The following is a 17,884-nucleotide window of genomic DNA, read 5'->3' as shown; positions in this document are numbered from 1 at the left end:
AGAGCCTGAGGTTATTTGCGCTTCTTGCGCGCGGCATAACGTGCGTCGCGCTTGAGCTTCTTTTCCGCCTCGGTCTCGACTTCCTGCAGCGCCGCGTTTTCGGCCTCGGCTTCGGCAGCGGCGATCCTGGCTTCGGCATCGAGCTTGGCCTGCTCGCGCTCGGCGAGCTTTTCGGCGCGCTTGGCGGCTTGCGCGGCTTCCTTGGCGGCCTGCGCGGCGAGGCGCTGCGCAACCACTTCAGGATCGGGCGCAGGCTTGGCTTTCAGCTTGTCGAGCGCAGCCTGACGCGCTTTTTGCGCGAGTGCCTGACGTTCCTGAAAGCCCGGATCCTTGTAGCCTGCCATGATATCTCAATTCTTCATTCTGGTTCGGGAAGGTGCCGTGCACGAACGACCCGATATGCCGCGCAGACCATCTGCGCGGATCGTTGATCGCTCGGCCTTAGTGCAGCCACCTGCAGAACGCAAAGAATCAAGCAGCTTGCCGATCAGTTGCGGCTGCCCAGCGCGCCGAAAGAATAGCGATGTGGCAATAACCCATCGCGCCTTGGAACCACTTCGTCGCTCTCCCGTAATCCACCCCAAGATGCCCGATCGCTGGCATCGTTTGACACACGGGAGATTGAAATGGGTTTGATTCTGGCATTGATCATGGGCGGCATCATGGGCTGGCTCGCAAGCAAGGTTATGAACCGCGACGCGCAGATGGGCATTTTCTGGAATGTCGTCGTCGGCTGTGTGGGTTCGGTGCTGGGTCACTTCCTGCTTGCAGGTCTGCTGGGCGGTCGCGGCCTGCGCAATGGCGCGTTCGACCCGCTGACGCTGCTCACCGCGTTCATCGGCGCAGTCATTCTGCTGGCGATCGTGAACCTGGTCCAGCGCGGTCGCGCTCGGTAACAGCATTCCGGCTCGACAATTACTGTCGAGAACTGACGTGAGGACAGGGAGCAGAGGGCGGACAGGCCTTCTGCTCCCTTTCTGTTGTGTCCGCTGTGCCACAACAATTGCCATGGTCGCTGTCACGTCATAAGGAGCAGCCCGCGTGCGCCGCATTATGGCTTGCACGCGGTGACTTAATTGGATAACACACTGCTATGCAACCTGGGCGGCCGTCGAAGCGGCAGTTCGGGATCAACGCCACCGGCCAAGGTCAGTCCGGTCCTCGCAGATGCGGGGACGCGCTGTCTGCATCCGGCCGGGAGGCGAGGTTTGGACGGATCTGGCAATGAATTACGAGAGCAGCTTTGGCGGGGATGCCATCACCGCGCGCAGCGAAGATATTTACGGATCCGACGTGGATCTGGAAGCGAAGAAGAAGCGCCGCAATACCATCATCGGTGTGGTCATCGCCATCGCGCTGCTGATTGCTGCAGGCGTCTATTTCTTTGGCGGCGACAAGGATGCAGCGGCCGGTGAAGGCGCGCAGGCAGGTGCTGGCGGCACCGACTCGCAGGCGCCCGCCGTCACCGTGATTGTTCCCGGCTCCGGCTCGGTCGAGCGCGTGATCAACGCGACCGGCACGCTCGCCGCGCGCCGCGAAATGCCGATTGGCATCGCGGGCGAGGGCGGCCAGGTCATCCGTGTGCTGGTCCAGCCCGGCGACTGGGTGAAGACCGGCCAGGTCCTGGCGATCATCGACCAGGACGTCCAGACCCAGCAGGCACGCTCGCTCGCCGCTCAAATCCAGGTCAACCAGGCCGATGCGGTGCTGGCGCAGAACGAACTCGACCGCGCGCTGCAGCTGGTCGATCGCGGGTTCATTTCCAAGGCGGATGTCGACCGCCGCCGCGCGACCCGTGATGCGGCCAACGCGCGCGTCGAGATCGCCCGTGCGCAGCTGCGCGAGGCGCAGGCGCGCAACGGCCGTCTCAACATCCGTGCCCCCGAATCGGGCCTGGTGCTCGAGCGCAATGTCGAGCCCGGCCAGGTGGTCGGCGCAGGCACGGGCGTCCTTTTCCGCATGGCCGCACGCGGCGAGATGGAACTTCGCGCGCAGATGAGCGAAGCCGATCTGGCCAATCTGAGCGTTGGCGTCCGCGCCGAGGTGCGCCCGGTGGGTGCCGGCCGTACCTTTACCGGCCAGGTCTGGCAGCTCGCACCCGTCATCAACGAAACCTCGCGCCAGGGAATCGCGCGGATCGCGCTTGGCTATGACAAGGCGCTTCGCCCTGGCGGTTTTGCCAGCGCAGCGGTGATCAGCGGATCGTCGCAATCGCCGGTGCTGCCCGAATCAGCGGTGCTCAGCGACGACAAGGGCAGCTATGTCTATGTCGTGGGCAAGGACAACAAGGTCGAGCGGCGCAACGTGACCACCGGAACGGTGACCCCGCGCGGCATCGCCATCGCTTCGGGAATTACCGGCAAGGAGCGCGTCGTGCTCTACGCTGGCGGGTTCCTGAACCCCGGCGAGACGGTGCGGCCGCAGATGCAGGGCGCCAAGGCCGGTTGATCGGCAGGGCCGGAGGCGTTTGCACCCCGTGCCATTGACGGTCGTCGAACCGCGACAGGCGTTGGTCGAGCAGGCTCTGCAGTTGATCGGTCTGGGGACGGCATTGCTTGCATGGCCCGTGCATCTGGCCGTATTGACACGACGTAACTGAAAGCAGGCCGGATTTCCGGCGGGTTGAGGATTAAGCGATGAACTTCCGGAACATATCGGCCTGGTCGATCCGCAACCCCATCATCCCGCTCGTCTTTTTCACGGGCCTGCTGTTCGCGGGCATCCTCAGCTTCATGCGGATGGATGTCGTCAACCAGCCGGACATCGATTTCCCTGCAGTCCAGATCAGCATCTCGCAGCCCGGTGCTGCGCCCACCGAGATCGAGAACCAGATCACCCAGCGCATCGAAGCTGCGGTGCGCTCGATCAACGGCGTCAAGAACATCAGCTCAACCGCGAGCGAAGGCAGCTCGAGCACCTTTGTCGAGTTCGAGATCGGCACCGACACCATCGAGGCGGTGAACGAGGTCAAGAATTCGGTCGACCAGATTCGCGGCAGCCTGCCCGAAGGCATTCTCGAGCCTTCGGTGACCAAGGTGGATGCCACCGGCGAGCCGATCGCCTATTTCGCGGTCGAAGCCGATGACATGACCATCGAGCAGCTCAGCTGGTTCGTCGATGACACCGTGACCAAGCGGCTGCTGGCGATCGACGGCATGGCTGAGGTCGACCGTTTTGGCGGGGTCGACCGCGAAATCCGGGTGGTGCTCGATCCCGCGCGGATGCAGGCCCTGGGCGTGACCGCGAGCGTCGTCAACAATGCGTTGCGTCAGATCAACGTCGATGCCGCAGGCGGTCGCGCCGATGTCGGCGGCACCAAGCAGTCGCTGCGCGTGCTGGGCAATGCCGACACAGCGTTCGAGCTGTCGCAGATGCAGGTGCCGCTGGGCGGCGGCCGCACGATCAAGCTGACCGATGTCGCCACCGTAACCGACGGCTTTGGCGAGCCGACCTCGATCAGCAAGGTACGCAACAAGGAGGTCGTCAACTTCGCGATGACCCGGTCCAAGGGCGCTTCCGATGTCACCGTCTATGACGAGGCGGTCAAGGCGATGGACGAACTCAAGGCGCAGAACCCCGGGGTGCGGTTCATCCGGCTGGGCTCGAGCGTCGATTACACCAAGGGCCAATATGAAAGTTCTATCGCATCGATGATCGAGGGCGCGGTGCTCGCGGTGGTCGTGGTGTTCTTCTTCCTGCGCGACTGGCGCGCGACGATCATCTCGGCGATCGCGATTCCGTTGTCGGCGATCCCGACCTTCTGGTTCATGGATCTGCTGGGCTTCAACCTCAACTTCCTCTCGCTGCTCGCGCTGGGGCTGGTGGCGGGCGTGCTGGTCGATGACGCGATCGTGGAGATCGAGAATATCGTCCGGCATATGCGCATGGGCAAATCGGCCTATCAGGCGTCGATCGATGCTGCCGACGAGATCGGCCTGGCAGTGGTCGCGACCTCGTTCTGCATCGTCGCGGTGTTCCTGCCGGTGGGTCTGATGCCCGGCATTTCGGGCCAGTTCTTCAAGAACTTCGGCATCACCGTCGTCGTCTCGGTGCTGATGAGCCTTGCCGTTGCGCGCATGATCACGCCGATGGTGGCGGCTTATTTCCTAGAGGCCAAGGGCCACGCCGCGCATGGCGAAGGCAAGCTGATGGACCGCTATATGCGGCTGCTCGACTGGTCGCTCGATAAGAGCCGCGCGCAGGCCTTTCGCGGCGAAAAGCCCAGCTTCGGCCGCAAGCTCGTCTCGATGTTCCTGGACCACCGGATGTGGATGATGGGGGTTGGCCTGCTGGCATTCCTCATCACCATCGTGCTGTTCGCCAGCACCCCGGCGCAGTTCCAGCCGACGACCGACGAGGACAACAGCCGCATCCAGATCGAGATGGTGCCGGGCACCACGCTCGAGCAGACCGAGGTCGTCGCCGACAAGGTGGCCGCGATCATGTACCAGCAGCCCGAGGTGGAACTCGCGCTGATCCGCATCCGCGAAGGCAATGGCACGATTTTCGTGACGCTGAAGAAGGAGCGCGAGAAGACCTCGATCGAGTTCGAGCGCAATCTCGCCAAGACGCTGCAAAGCATCCCCGATGCTCGGGTGACCTTCGCCTCGCAATCGGGCGGCGGCGGCACCAACCGCGACATTTCGGTCATGCTGACCGGCTCCAATCCCGATCAGCTTTACGCCACGGCTGGCACGCTGGTCGAGCAGATGAAGGGGCTCAAGCAGGTCACCGGCCCGCGCGTCAACGCAGACATGCGCCGTCCGGAAATCATCATCAAGCCGCGCGCCGACCTGGCTGCCCAGCTGGGCATCACCACCGCAGCGCTCAGCCAGGCGATCCGTATCGCGACCCTGGGCGAGATCGAGCAGAATGCGGCGAAATTCTCGCTGTCTGATCGCCAGATTCAGATTCGCGTCGTGCTGCCCAAGGAATCGCGAAACGATTTCAACACCATCCAGAACCTGCCGGTGCAGACCGCAGCGGGCGGATCGGTGCCGCTCAGCCGTGTGGCGGACATCTCGTTCGGCTCCGGCCCGACCACCATCCAGCGCTACAACCAGGAACGCCGCGTGTTCATCGGGGTGGATCTGGCGCCGGGCGTGGTCACCGGTGAGGCGATGACCGCCATCAACAACCTGCCGATCATGAAGAACCTGCCGACGGGCGTGGGCAACAAGCCCTTTGGCGAACAGGAATGGCAGGCAGAGCTTGCGATCAACTTCGTGATTGCGCTGGTCTCGGGTGTGCTGCTGGTGTTCGCGGTGCTGGTGCTGCTCTACAAGCGGCTGATGTCGCCCTTGGTCAATATGGGCTCGCTGGCGCTCGCGCCTCTGGGCGGTATCTTCCTGATCTGGGTGCTTGGCCAACCGCTTTCGATGCCGGTGTTGATCGGGGTGCTGATGCTGCTGGGGATCGTGTCCAAGAACTCGATCCTGCTTATCGACTTTGCCATCGAGGAAATGCAGCGCGGGGTGCCCAAGCTCGAGGCGATCCTCGAGGCCGGGCACAAGCGTGCGCAGCCGATCGTGATGACCACGGTCGCGATGACCGCAGGGATGGTGCCCACCGCCTTGTCGCTTTCGGGCGACGGGGCCTGGCGCGCGCCGATGGGCATTGTGGTGATCGGCGGGCTGATCGTCTCTACGCTGCTGACCCTGATCATCGTGCCTGCGGGCTTCAGCCTGGCCGATGGCGTCGAAAAGCGCGTCGGACCGTGGCTGCGCACCAAGTTCCTCACCTATAAGCCCGGAGACAATGCCGATGACGAGGCGCTGATGGCGGGTGGTCGCCCGCACGGGATCCAGCCTGCGGAGTGAGCGGCGGGCGTCGGTCATGACAGCCAGCGTCTTGCCAAGAAGCGCTGACCCGGCATGGCGCATCCGCGCCATCGCCACCGGTATGCTCGTGGTGATGGCAGGCGTGTTCCTCGCCACCCACTGGGCCGAAGGGCATGTCGATGCGCGCTGGGGCTATGTCCGTGCCTTTGCCGAGGCGGCGATGGTCGGCGGGCTGGCCGACTGGTTTGCGGTCACCGCGCTGTTCCGCCATCCGCTCGGCCTGCCAATCCCGCACACCGCGATCATCCCGCGCAACAAGGACCGCATCGGCGACACTATGGCGCAGTTTCTGCGCAGCAATTTCCTGACGCCTCTGGTGGTCGCGCGGCGGATGCGCAGCATGAATGTTGCGGGCGCTGCCGGGCGGTTCCTCGTCCAACCCACCGGCGGCGAGGGACGGCTGCGGCTGGGCGCATCGAACATGATCGCCGACGTGCTCGAATCCCTCGATCAGGACCGGCTCGGCGGCAACGCCAAGGAGGCGCTGAGGGTCCAGCTCGACAAGCTCGATGTCGCGCCGCTGCTCGGCCAGATCCTGAGCGCGGCGATCGCCGACAACCGCCACCTGCCGCTGATGGACGGCATCATCAAATGGACCCAGCGCACGCTGTTCGCCAATGAAGAGCTGCTGCGCGACATGGTGCGCAGCCGTGCCAATTCGATCATGCGCTGGACCGGGCTCGACGAGCGGCTCGCCACCGGCATCGTCGACGGCCTTCACAATCTGCTGTTCGACATGGCCGAGGACACCAATCACCCGCTGCGCCACAAGGTCGAAGAGGGGTTGGAGACGATGGCGTACCGGCTGCTCAACGATCCCGAAATGCAGGGCAAGGTCGCCGACATCAAGACCGAGATGCTGGCCAACCCGGCGATGGCGCGCTGGCTCGACGGGCTTTGGGAGCGCAGCCGCACCGCGCTGATCCGCGCCGCGCGCAACCCCGACCACGCGCTCTCGGGCCAGTTCGGCGACGGCCTGCGCCAGATCGGCGAGGCGCTGCAGACCGATGCGCGGATGCAGATGCAGATCAACCGCTTCGCCCGGCGCACCTTGGTGGGCATTTCCAACCGCTATGGCGACCAGATCGTCCGGCTGGTGTCCGAAACCGTGCACCGCTGGGATGCGCGCACGATCACCGACCGGGTCGAGACTGCTGTGGGCAAGGACCTCCAGTTCATCCGCATCAACGGCACTCTGGTCGGCGGGCTGGTGGGGCTGACGATCCACGCTGCGATGGTGTGGTTGGGTTAGCGTAGAACAAGGTCCGCTTGTATTGTCCGTCACCCTGAACTTGTTTCAGGGCCCATTTCTCCCCACGCGGCTTCGGTTGTTGGGGCACGATGGGTCCTGAAACAAGTTCAGGATGACGGTTGAAGAGCGGCTGCGCTCTTTAGTAGGGCCGGAGAAGATTTTCAGCCCTTCAGCGCATCCCCCATCGCCCTGACCGCATCGACCTTGGCAAACAGCGGCCCCCAGTCGTCGCGCTCGGCGATGGCGGCCCAAATGCTCTCGACCTCGTCGATGAGCATCGATTGCGGCGCCGCACCCTGCCAATAGGCGTGGGTCCGAGCCCGCACCGGCGCATAACCCGCCTTGATCGCACCGAATGCCGCCCACAGTGCCTCGCCCTCGGTACCGACCAGTTCCGCCGGGCATTCGGGCGTCGCATCGCCCATCCACGCGAAGAAGAACGCGTCGATGCTGACGCCGCCCTGCATCATCACTGCCTCGGCGGCGGCGACCAGATGGCGGTCGGCCTCGACCCCCTGGCTCGCGACCCCCAGCCGCCAGCAAAAGCGCCGCACCAGCGCCTGCTGGTAGAGCGGCCCGAAGCGTTCGAGCGCGGCGATCAGCGGCGGGGCCTCGCTGATCAGCCGCAGCGCAACCGCGAGCTGGCCGAGGTTCCAGTGGATCGCCTCGGGCTGGCGGGCAAAGGCATACAGCCCCGAATGGTCGAAATAGGCCGCGGTGAACCCCGGCTGCCAGGTCGGCGCGAACCGCCAGGGGCCGTAATCGAAGCTTTCGCCGGTGATATTCATATTGTCGGTGTTGAGCACGCCGTGGACAAAGCCTGCGACCATATAGCTCGCCGCCAGATCGGCCATCCGCTCGACCGCAAGGGTCAGCAGCAGCGCCGCGTCATTGTCGCCGGTGCGGCCATCGTAGAGCGTATCGAGCGCATAGCGCACGACGCGCCGCATCTTGTCGGCATCGTCCTCGTACGCGATCCGCTGGAAGGTGCCGAAGCGGATATGGCTGTGGCTCAACCGCACCAGCACCGCTGAGCGGGTGGGCGAGGGCTCGTCGCCGCGCCACAGCTCCTCGCCGGTCTCGATCACCGAGAAGGTCTTGGAGGTGTGTACCCCCAAAGCCTCGAGCATCTCGGTCGCCAGGATCTCGCGCACCGCGCCTTTGAGCGTCAGCCGCCCGTCGCCATCGCGGCTGAACGGGGTCTGCCCCGTTCCCTTGGTCCCCAGGTCGAGCAACCGCCCGGCATCATCGCGGACCTGCGCGAACAGGAACCCGCGTCCGTCGCCGATCTGCGGGTTATAATTGCGGAACTGGTGGCCGTGATAGGCGAGCGCCAGCGGCTGTGGCAGGTTGCCGGGCAGGGGATCGAACCGCCCGAAGTGCCGCGCCCAGGCCGCATCGTCGAGCCCGTCCAGCCCCACCGTCGCGGCATGCCGGTCGTTGCGGAAGCGCAGCAGCGTCTGCGGGAAATCCGCCGCCTTGACCGGATGGGCGATGGCATCGGCTATGGAAAGGATCGCCGGATCGGCGCGGGTGGAAGCGGCTTGCGGTTCTGATGTCATCCAGCGATAGTGGGGTTCAAACGGAGCCCGCGCAACCATGACCAAGCCCGATATACCCTATAGCGACGGTTTCTGGTGGTCGAACGACGGCCTGCGCCTCCATTTTCGCGATTATCCCGCACGACCGGAAAACGCGCACCGCCCGCCGGTGATCTGCATCCCCGGGCTCACCCGCAATGCGCGCGATTTCGAGCAGGTCGCCACGCGACTGGCGGGCGACTGGCGGGTGATCTGCGTCGATCTGCGCGGGCGCGGCGACAGCGCTTATGCCAAGGACCCGATGAGCTATGTGCCGCTGACCTATGTGCAGGACATGGAGGCGCTGCTGCAGGAGCAGAAGATCGAGCGCTTCGTTGCGATCGGCACCTCGCTGGGCGGCCTCATCACCATGCTGCTCGCCTCGACCCGTCCGGGGCGCGTGGTGGGCGCGCTGCTCAATGATGTCGGCCCGCAGATCGAGCCGGCAGGGCTTGCGCGGATCCGCGATTATGTCGGCCAGGGACGTTCGTTCCCCACCTGGATGCACGCGGCGCGTGCGCTGTCCGAAGTGCAGGGCGCGGTGTTTCCGGGCAACAGCGTCAGCGACTGGCTGGATATGGCCAAGAAGGCGATGAAGGTCGGGCCGGGCGGGCGCATCGTCTATGATTACGACATGAAGATCGCCGAGCCCTTTGCGGTGCCTGGCGGCGAGGCGGGGGTCGATCTGTGGCCGACGCTGGCGGGGCTGGCCCCGGTGCCGGTGCTGATCGTGCGCGGCGCGATGTCCGATCTGTTCAGCGTGGATACCGCGCAGCGGATGCTGGGCGTGCTGCCGCAGGGGCGTCTGCTCACGGTCGCGAACAAGGGCCATGCGCCCTCGCTCGAGGAGCCCGAGGTCGCAGCGGCGATCGCCACCTTGCTCGGCGAGGTCGATGCCATGGCGCTTGCGACCCCGGCCTGAGCGGCTATAGCCCCGCGCTTATGAAGCCTCCCATCAAACCCGCGTTCAACCCGGCGCGCATCCTGCACCTGCACAGCACGTTCGATCTGGGCGGCAAGGAGGCGCGCGCGGTTCGGCTGATGAATTATTTCGGCGGCGCGGCGCACCACACCATCCTGACCGCGGTGCCTGGGGCGCTGGGCGCGCGCGCCGCGATCGCGCCGGGCATCCGCGCCGATTTCCCGACCGACGCGCCCTCGCTGGCGGGCAAGCCCAGCATCGCGCGCTACCGGGTGTTCGTCGAGTATTTCAAGCAGTTCGACCTGATCTGCAGCTACAACTGGGGCGCGATGGATGGCGTGATGGCGCGCACCATCTTTGCCGGCACCACGCCGCTGCCGCCGGTGATCCATCACGAGGATGGGTTCAACGAGGACGAGGCGGTGCGGCTCAAGCGCAAGCGCAACTGGTTCCGCATGGTGGCCCTCGCGCGCACCGAGGCTTTGGTGGTGCCCTCCTACACGCTCGAACGCATCGCGCTCGATGTGTGGAAGCAGCCCGACAGCCGGGTGCGGCGCATCCCCAACGGCATCGATATCGCAGCCTATGCCAGGCGGCCGCAGCGCGGCGCGCTGCCCGGCTTCCAGCGCCGTGATGGCGAGATCGTCATCGGCACGCTTGCAGGCTTACGCGCGGTCAAGAACCTGCCGCGGCTGGTGCGCGCGGTCGCCGCGCTCGATGTGCCGGTGCGGCTGGTGATCGTGGGCGAGGGGCCCGAGCGCGCGGCGATCGAGGCCGAGGCCGCGCGCGTCGGGCTCACTGACCGGCTGCTGATGCCGGGCTTCCTCAAGAACCCCGCGCGCTATATCGGGCTGTTCGATATCTTCGCTCTGTCCTCGGACAGCGAGCAGCAGCCGATCTCGGTGATGGAGGCGATGGCGGCGGGCCTGCCGGTGGCCGCGCCGATGGTGGGCGATGTCGCGCACATGGTCGCGCCCGACAACGCGATCCTGCTGGGCGAGCCCGGCAGCGAAGCGGGGCTGATCGACAATCTGCAACGCCTTGCCAGCGACCCCGCGCTGCGCGCTGCGCTGGGCGCCGCCAACCGGGCGAAGGCCGAGGCCGAGTTCGACGAGCGCAAGATGATCGAACGCTACGCCTCGCTCTACGGCCGCGCGATGGGGCGGCCCGAGTTCGGGCGGTGAGGGGGCGCTCCCGCACCCACCCCCGCTCAGCCTGAGCCAAAGCCCCGCGCCCCTACATCCGCTCAGCCTGAGCCTGTCGAAGGCCCCGCACCCACGCCAGCCTAACATCCCCGTCACCCCCGCGAAGGCGGGGCCCCCGCTTCTGCTCGAACGTCGGCGCAACAGCGGGATTCCCGCCTTCGCGGGAATGACGGAAGAGGGGAGGAGGACATGAGGGCAAGGGCCAAACCCTTGTTGGATTTGCGCGCGCACCCCTCCCGTTCCTGAAAACACACGCAAGCGCGCGCAGGGCGGCGGGCCGGGAACGGTCCGGTCGAAACCGGATGCGTGCGGCGGACTGGCGGGTGATCTGGTGCTAAGCCTCATCCCGCCAAGGGCTGATGGTCCTTCCATCTTGCGCTTTCGGTGGCTCCCGGCCGAGACCGGTGTGCGGCGAGGAAGGAAATCCAAAGCTGCCGCACAGCTGACCGTCTGCCGCCTGGGTTCGGCTTGTCCAATGGGGTTCCGGCTCTCGCGAAAAGCCCACCCACCAGCCCCAACCCGCCGCCCCCGGATGATCCCCGGAAAGCACATGCCTTGAGTCCGCACCGGGCAGATTTGGTACGGAAGCGGGAAGTGTTTAACCTATTTGGTTGAATCTGTCAATCGGTACTAGATCGGACGACCGGCATCAACCCAATGGCGCATGGCCGAGATCAACTGAATGGTCGGATAATCGCGAATATCGTCCTCTGATGCTCCTTGCGCAAGTTCGCGTTCCCAATGCCATTCCTGGAAGGCGGCATAATCGCCCTGTATCTTGGACGCGCCGATATTGACGGCCCCGGCATGGTGGACAAGCCAATTGCGGACGATCCTGATGACTACAGCGAACTCGCCGCCATGGGCCTGGATGTCCCAGCCTGCTATGTCGGACAGACCCTTCTGGTAGTCGTAGCGATCGTGCTCAAGGATCAGGATCGACTTGTCCGTCAGCGGGGCGGGGCCAAAGCGTGCGCAGCCATGGTCCAGGCCGAGTTCGAACGGCATGTTCAGCCGGGCATATTCATCGGCAGCGGTGGATTTGCAGCGGCTAAGGTCATGGATACCATAGCGCGAGCCCCGTATCAGCTCGACGATCCGGTCCAGCCGGTTGGCGGCGTTGTTAGCGTTTTCGGGCGCGATACGCGGATAGAAATCCAGATCGGTAATGCAGAACGCAATGGCCTCCAGCAGCGGCGCAAAATCATCGTCGAACGGGCAGTTGACGAACACCGATCTTTCAAACGGCGGGGCGGCGATCATCCCTTGGGTGGATGAGGATCGTTGCCGTACGAATTGCGCTCCCGAATGCGCCCGTCGCGCCCGTGGATATAAAGTTCTGTGCGCTGGTTGCGGGCAAGCGTGGTCGCAGCAGCAATGGCTTCCTGTTGGGTCGCATGGTTGCTGCTGGCACGGGACGACCCGGCCTTCCTGACACTCCACCCCCGCTCAGAGGGCACCACATGCTGACCTTGCTTTGACATGGCAGACTCCACTGTTCCATCAACATAGTGTTGCGATTCATTGTTGGGAAGGCTCACGTGTAGGGGATTCGTCCAAACTGGATCTATTGGGATATGCTTTCGGAGGCGCGCATTTTGCAATGACATGCATGAAGAAAATGATGACAATTAGGGAAAGCCAGGAAAACTATCTGTCAGACTCACGCTTGCCCTGTTAGAGCACTTCTGTATTCTTACACGTAGGGAGTTGAATATGGGGCAGCTACCAGATTTCTTGCAATCCGGGGAAGCAGCACGGCTTTTTCCGGTTCTTGCGGATACGTCAAAAGAAGGCCGAACCCTTTCAATTTTTTTGGCTTGTCTTGAAAACGTTAATGAGTTTGGACGTTCGATGCTAGGAAGCGTGGGACTCAAGCTTGGTTCGCGGGCCCGCATCGATACCTTCACTGAGGTTGTTTTCAAGAAAGGTGTTTCAGATTCAAAGCACCGTCCTGACGGACTGATCAAGGTTAGCACCGGCAAATCGACCTGGACTGCTCTCGTAGAAGCTAAAGTTGGCACCGCAGAGCTAACCAACAATCAAATTGAAGCATATTTGGGTATAGCTAAATCTAACGCAATTGATGCAGTTATCACGGTTTCAAATCAGTTTACAGCTTTGCCAACTCACCACCCACTAAGTGTCAGCTCACTCCTAACACGCAAAGTTTCCTTATTTCATTGGTCATGGGGATATGTGATCACTCAGGCGCAGCTACTTCGTGAGCTTGGTGAAGTAGATGATCGTGAGCAACTCATTCTCCTGTCTGAGCTGCAGAGATTTTTGCTTCACCCCAGTTCAGGAGTCAAAGAGTTCGACCAGATGCCGGCAGCATGGTCTGATCTATGTGCAAACATTGCTGCGGGAGGTACGGCTAGCGCTAAAAATCCGATCTGTCACGACGTGGTTGGGTCATGGCATCAGGCACTTGATCGTCTCACAGGTGTTTTGAGCCGGCAGATCGGCAATCATGTCAAATTAGTTATGAGCAAATCTGATGCTATCGACCCTACGCAGCGTCAAAAAACAGCGCTCGCCGAGCTTGTCTCTGGGAATTGTGTTCAAAGCGAGGTGCTGATCCCAGACGCAGCAGCCCCAGTTCAAATTTGTGCGGATTTTGGCAAGCGTGCCCTTAGCTTTCACATGCGTCTGAAGGCTCCCGCAGACCGGAAGTCTACAAAGGCTCGCCTGTCCTGGCTGACACGGCAACTGTCTGACACAGACAATAACGACCTTCATGTCCGTCTGTTCTGGCCGGGCCGTTCGCCCACAACTCAGTATCCTTTGAAAGCTCTGCTGGCTGATCCCGACATTGCAATTTTGGATCGGCCTGGGATGGTGGTGCATAGCTTTGAGATTTTGCTGGTTCGCGATCTCGGGGCAAAATTTGCTCAAAGGAAGATTATCGTTACCGAATTGCTGAACTCGGCAAGCGCGTTTTATGATCTGGTAGGAGCCAAAGTTTCTGCCTGGCAACCGAAACCGCCGAAAATTTCGGAAGGTAAACGTGAACCTGCCTCGGTCAGCACAGAAGCGATGCGGGACCAGGTGGAGCGGGAGGCGCTTGATCGATCAGGCTAGCCCCCCTCAAATCAACTCATCCTCATCCAGCAACCTATCGTTCAACAGCGCCTCGGTGATCTGATCCACCCGCTCCTCGACATCGCCGAAGCGCATGACCTCGGCGATGTGCACGAGCGCATCCCCTTGGTTGACCACGGGCAGCACCGCGTGGCCGATGATGATGCCGTCGATGGGGGCGCGGAATTCCTGGGCGTCGTCGCCGAAGATGCCAGCGACGCGGCCGATGACTTCGCCCTTCTTCACCGCGTCGCCCGATTTCTGCTGGAGCATGCACAGGCCCCCGCGCGGGGCGCGGACCCAGATGGCGCGGCGGGAGCGGGCGGGGATGGTGACCTGCGTGGCTTCGGGGTGCGGCTGGATCATCTTGAGGTGCGCCATCACGTTGAGTACGCCGTTGACCCCGCAGCGCACTGACAACTCGTCGAAGCGCAAAGCCTCGCCGGCCTCCATCAGCAGCATGTCGACGCCTTCGCCGCGCGCGATGTCGCGCAAGGATCCGGGGCGCAAGGGGCTCTCGATCACCGCATGCGCGCCGAACAGCATTGCGAGCTCGCGCAAATTCTCGTTGTCGGGCGCGATGCGGATCTGCGGCAGGTTGTAGCGGTGGACCGCGGCCGAGTGGATGTCGATGCCAAGCGTACAGTGGCAGATCACCTCCTTGAGGAACTTGGCGGCGAGCTGGGCCGCGAGCGATCCCCTGGCGCTGCCGGGGAAGGAGCGGTTGAGATCGCGCCGGTCGGGCAGATAGCGGCTGTGCGCCTGGAAACCGAAGATGTTGACCACCGGCAGGAACAGCACCGTGCCCGCCATGCTGGCGGCATCGAGCTTGGCCAGCAGCCGCTGGATCACTGCGGTGCCGATGATCTCGTCGCCATGGATCGCGGCGGAGACGAAGATGCACGGGCCGGGGCGCGCGCCGTGGAGCACGCGGACATACAGGCTGGCGGGAAGCCCGGTTGCGGTGTTGCTGACGGGGATGGCGATGGTCGCGCTGGCACCGGCATCGATCACCGTGCCCGCAATGGTGAAAGGCTGCGCGCTGGCTCCGGTGTCGGGGGCTGCGGGCAGGGCGCCATCGGCGGTGTTCAGGCTGTCGGTCATCGGGCCCCCCGGCTGGCCCGTTGTCCTGCGTCTGGCTTGCGCGCCGGGCCGGGTGAGAGTATGACGCGATGCTGTCGGCAGGCGCAATACCATTCGTCGCGCAGACCCATGCTTTTGTCTTGTCCCGCGCTTGACAGCCCGGGCGACTCCGCTTATGCGCGGCACTCATTTTCATTAAGCGGCTTAAAAACAGGCAGCGCATCTTAAAATGCGTGTGGCCTGTGTTTTGCGCTTTATGGTCGTGAAGCGTTGAGATGGGGTGCGGCTGACGCACCCTGTGGAGCAGGAGAAGTATTAAGTGGCACGTATCGCCGGGGTCAACATCCCTACCAACAAGCGCGTTATCATTGCGCTGACCTACATTCATGGAATCGGGCGCACCAAGGCGCTGGAAATCGCCGACAAGCTGGGTATCGATCACGCCCGTCGCGTTCAGGACCTGAGCGACGCCGAAGTGCTGCAGATCCGCGAAACCATCGATGCCGATCACACCGTGGAAGGTGACCTTCGTCGCCAGACCGCGATGAACATCAAGCGTCTGATGGATCTGGCCTGCTATCGCGGCCTGCGTCATCGCAAGGGCCTTCCGGTCCGCGGCCAGCGCACGCACACCAATGCGCGCACCCGCAAGGGCAAGGCCAAGCCGATCGCCGGCAAGAAGAAATAAGGACGCCGGGGCGCTTCATGCGTCCCGCCCTTGTTTTTCTTTCCCCAGCTTTATGGCCTGATATCAGGCCTTTATTCCAGGATAACGAACTATGGCACGCGAACCGCAAAGGCTCAAAAAGCGCGAGCGCAAGAATATCTCGTCTGGTGTTGCTCACGTCAACGCCAGCTTCAACAACACCATGATCACCATCACCGATGCTCAGGGCAACACGATCAGCTGGTCGTCTGCCGGCATGATGGGCTTCAAGGGCAGCCGCAAGTCGACCCCGTACGCTGCGCAGGTCTGTGCAGAAGACGCGGGCAAGAAGGCCGCCGAACATGGCGTCCGCACGCTGGAAGTCGAAGTCAAGGGCCCGGGTTCGGGTCGTGAATCTGCGCTTCGGGCCTTGCAGGCCGTGGGCTTCACCATCACATCTATCCGCGATGTGACGCCGATCCCCCATAACGGGGTTCGTCCGTCCAAGCGGCGCCGCGTCTGACACCCAGGCTGTCTATGGGGGTGGCGGACGCGCCATCCTTTGCAATTTCCGGCCGGGGTTCCCAAGCGCGTTACCAGCGTCGCCCTCGCCCAACACTCAGGGGAAGTCCATGACTGTCAACATCAAGAACTGGCAGGAACTGAAGAAGCCGAACGGTCTTGAAATCAAGACCGGCGGTGATCCCAAGCGCAAGGCTACCTTTGTCGCAGAGCCGCTGGAGCGGGGCTTTGGCCTGACGCTCGGCAACGCGCTGCGTCGCGTGCTGCTGTCGTCGCTCCAGGGCGCGGCCATCACCTCGATCAAGATCGAAAACGCGCTGCACGAGTTTTCCTCGCTCGCCGGCGTGCGCGAAGACGTGACCGATATCGTCCTCAACATCAAGCAGATCGCGCTGAAGATGGAAGGCGAAGGCCCCAAGCGGCTTCAGCTTTCCGCCACCGGCCCTGCTCAGGTGAAGGCCGGCGACATCGCCGTGTCTGGCGATATCGAGGTGATGAACAAGGATCTGGTGATCTGCCATCTTGATGACGGTGCGACGCTGAACATCGAACTGACCTGCGACACCGGCAAGGGCTATGTCCCTGCCGTGGCCAACCGTCCGGTCGATGCACCGATCGGCCTGATCCCGGTGGACTCGCTGTTCTCGCCGATCCGTCAGGTGTCGTACAAGGTGGAAAACACCCGCGTCGGCCAGGAGCTGGACTATGACCGCCTGTCGCTGACCATGGAAACCGACGGCACCGTCGCTCCGGAAGACGCTTTGGCCTATGCTGCGCGCATCCTTCAGGACCAGCTGCAGCTGTTCGTCCACTTCGAAGACAGCCTGACCCAGGCGAGCTCGGGCTCGGTCAGCCAGGCTGCACCCGAAGAAGGCGATGCCAACCAGATCAACCGCTACCTCCTCAAGAAGGTGGACGAGCTGGAACTGTCGGTCCGCAGCGCAAACTGCCTCAAGAACGACAACATCATCTATATCGGCGATCTGGTCCAGAAGACCGAAGCCGAGATGCTGCGCACCCCGAACTTCGGCCGCAAGTCCTTGAACGAAATCAAGGAAGTGCTCTCGAGCATGGGTCTTCGCCTCGGCATGGACATCCCCGGATGGCCGCCCGAGAACATCGAAGAAATGGCCAAGAAGCTCGAGCAGGAACTGCTGGGTTAATAGTTCAATCCTCCCCCGGCTTGCCGGGGGAGGATGTATAAGATCGGCATCGGCGGTGGCCGTTAACACCGCCTGGACCGGGGTACCTCAAACGGCCCCCTTACGAACGGAGTACTGAAAATGCGTCACGGAATTGGCAAGCGCAAGCTGCAGCGGACCAGCTCGCACCGTATCGCGATGCTGCGCAACATGGCAGCCTCGCTGATCAAGCACGAGCAGATCACCACCACCCTTCCCAAGGCACGCGAGCTGCGTCCCTATGTCGAAAAGCTGATCACGCTGGCCAAGCGCGGCGGTCTTTCGAACCGTCGTCTGGCGATGGCTCGCCTGATGGACGAAACCCAGCTCGCCAAATTGTTCGATACGCTGGCACCGCGTTATGCCGACCGCGAGGGTGGCTACACCCGCGTGCTGAAGGCCGGTTTCCGCGCCTCGGACGCTGCCCCGATGGGCATCATCGAGCTCGTCGATCGTGACTTCAGCGCCAAGGGCCAGGACTCCGGTCCGGTCATGAGCGACGAAGACGAGTACGAAGGCGCGTAATCGTTTCATCCTATACCGGATTGCCAAACAGGCCGCGAATGTCC

At 63.2% G+C, this 17,884-nt stretch carries 16 protein-coding genes; 11 read left to right on the top strand and 5 right to left on the bottom strand.

Annotated elements, in window-relative coordinates:
• Positions 1-11: 11 nt before the first annotated feature.
• Positions 12-344, bottom strand: a complete 333-nt coding sequence (locus tag BSY18_RS09825; RefSeq protein ID WP_054136215.1) for a DUF6481 family protein — start codon at positions 342-344, stop codon at positions 12-14.
• 282 nt (positions 345-626) lie between these two features.
• Between BSY18_RS09825 and BSY18_RS09820 the strand changes: the two genes are divergently transcribed.
• The 4 genes from BSY18_RS09820 to BSY18_RS09805 all read left to right on the top strand — a co-directional run bounded on the left by BSY18_RS09820 (position 627) and on the right by BSY18_RS09805 (position 7,092).
• On the top strand, positions 627-896 hold the full coding sequence (locus tag BSY18_RS09820) for a GlsB/YeaQ/YmgE family stress response membrane protein (RefSeq protein WP_054136216.1): 270 nt from the start codon (positions 627-629) through the stop codon (positions 894-896).
• A gap of 328 nt (positions 897-1,224) precedes the next feature.
• Positions 1,225-2,448: an efflux RND transporter periplasmic adaptor subunit gene (locus tag BSY18_RS09815; RefSeq protein WP_069050476.1), complete on the top strand. Its 1,224-nt coding sequence runs from the start codon at positions 1,225-1,227 to the stop codon at positions 2,446-2,448.
• A 188-nt stretch (positions 2,449-2,636) separates the two neighbouring features.
• Positions 2,637-5,819 carry an efflux RND transporter permease subunit gene (locus BSY18_RS09810; RefSeq protein ID WP_069050475.1) on the top strand — a complete coding sequence of 1,061 codons (3,183 nt, stop codon included), beginning with the start codon at positions 2,637-2,639 and terminating at the stop codon, positions 5,817-5,819.
• A gap of 16 nt (positions 5,820-5,835) precedes the next feature.
• Positions 5,836-7,092, top strand: coding sequence for a DUF445 domain-containing protein (locus BSY18_RS09805; protein ID WP_069050474.1), 1,257 nt, complete (start codon positions 5,836-5,838; stop codon positions 7,090-7,092).
• Between the two features lie 161 nt (positions 7,093-7,253).
• On the opposite strand, the gene BSY18_RS09800 is transcribed toward BSY18_RS09805, so the two are convergent.
• Positions 7,254-8,654 (bottom strand): protein adenylyltransferase SelO family protein, encoded by a 1,401-nt coding sequence (locus BSY18_RS09800; RefSeq protein ID WP_069051845.1) that lies wholly within the window; start codon positions 8,652-8,654, stop codon positions 7,254-7,256.
• Positions 8,655-8,691: 37 nt separating this feature from the next.
• Here BSY18_RS09800 and BSY18_RS09795 point away from each other — a divergent pair, with 37 nt between their 5' ends.
• Together BSY18_RS09795 and BSY18_RS09790 are read left to right on the top strand one after the other, a co-directional pair.
• Complete coding sequence (locus tag BSY18_RS09795) at positions 8,692-9,594, top strand: alpha/beta fold hydrolase (RefSeq protein WP_069050473.1); 903 nt, start codon at positions 8,692-8,694, stop codon at positions 9,592-9,594.
• A gap of 20 nt (positions 9,595-9,614) precedes the next feature.
• On the top strand, positions 9,615-10,778 hold the full coding sequence (locus BSY18_RS09790; protein WP_069050472.1) for a glycosyltransferase family 4 protein: 1,164 nt from the start codon (positions 9,615-9,617) through the stop codon (positions 10,776-10,778).
• Between the two features lie 651 nt (positions 10,779-11,429).
• Here the strand turns inward: BSY18_RS09790 and BSY18_RS21340 are convergent.
• Together BSY18_RS21340 and BSY18_RS20625 are read right to left on the bottom strand one after the other, a co-directional pair.
• Positions 11,430-12,032: a hypothetical protein gene (locus BSY18_RS21340; RefSeq protein ID WP_216094723.1), complete on the bottom strand. Its 603-nt coding sequence runs from the start codon at positions 12,030-12,032 to the stop codon at positions 11,430-11,432.
• Positions 12,033-12,058: 26 nt separating this feature from the next.
• A complete protein-coding gene (locus tag BSY18_RS20625; protein ID WP_083231407.1) occupies positions 12,059-12,283 on the bottom strand; it encodes a DUF2188 domain-containing protein in 225 nt (74 codons plus the stop codon).
• Between the two features lie 232 nt (positions 12,284-12,515).
• On the opposite strand from BSY18_RS20625, the gene BSY18_RS20950 reads away from it, so the two are divergent.
• Positions 12,516-13,883, top strand: a complete 1,368-nt coding sequence (locus BSY18_RS20950) for a hypothetical protein (protein ID WP_150126253.1) — start codon at positions 12,516-12,518, stop codon at positions 13,881-13,883.
• A 6-nt stretch (positions 13,884-13,889) separates the two neighbouring features.
• Here the strand turns inward: BSY18_RS20950 and BSY18_RS09780 are convergent, their stop codons facing one another.
• The gene (locus tag BSY18_RS09780; RefSeq protein WP_069050470.1) at positions 13,890-14,987 is read right to left on the bottom strand and encodes a succinylglutamate desuccinylase/aspartoacylase family protein; all 1,098 of its coding nucleotides are present in this window, start codon (positions 14,985-14,987) and stop codon (positions 13,890-13,892) included.
• Between the two features lie 298 nt (positions 14,988-15,285).
• On the opposite strand from BSY18_RS09780, the gene rpsM reads away from it, so the two are divergent.
• From rpsM to rplQ, 4 genes are all read left to right on the top strand, one after another.
• Positions 15,286-15,654 carry a 30S ribosomal protein S13 gene (gene rpsM / locus BSY18_RS09775; RefSeq protein WP_054136223.1) on the top strand — a complete coding sequence of 123 codons (369 nt, stop codon included), beginning with the start codon at positions 15,286-15,288 and terminating at the stop codon, positions 15,652-15,654.
• A gap of 91 nt (positions 15,655-15,745) precedes the next feature.
• Positions 15,746-16,135, top strand: coding sequence for a 30S ribosomal protein S11 (rpsK, locus tag BSY18_RS09770; protein WP_017671843.1), 390 nt, complete (start codon positions 15,746-15,748; stop codon positions 16,133-16,135).
• A 109-nt stretch (positions 16,136-16,244) separates the two neighbouring features.
• The gene (locus tag BSY18_RS09765) at positions 16,245-17,297 is read left to right on the top strand and encodes a DNA-directed RNA polymerase subunit alpha (RefSeq protein WP_054136224.1); all 1,053 of its coding nucleotides are present in this window, start codon (positions 16,245-16,247) and stop codon (positions 17,295-17,297) included.
• Positions 17,298-17,417: 120 nt separating this feature from the next.
• Positions 17,418-17,840, top strand: a complete 423-nt coding sequence (gene rplQ / locus BSY18_RS09760) for a 50S ribosomal protein L17 (protein ID WP_054136225.1) — start codon at positions 17,418-17,420, stop codon at positions 17,838-17,840.
• Positions 17,841-17,884 lie beyond the last annotated feature (44 nt).

Origin of the sequence: Blastomonas sp. RAC04 (assembly GCF_001713435.1) — a bacterium.
Lineage (GTDB): Bacteria > Pseudomonadota > Alphaproteobacteria > Sphingomonadales > Sphingomonadaceae > Blastomonas > Blastomonas fulva.
Note: the sequence above shows the minus strand (reverse complement) of the source record. Positions and strands in the feature narration are given on the sequence as shown.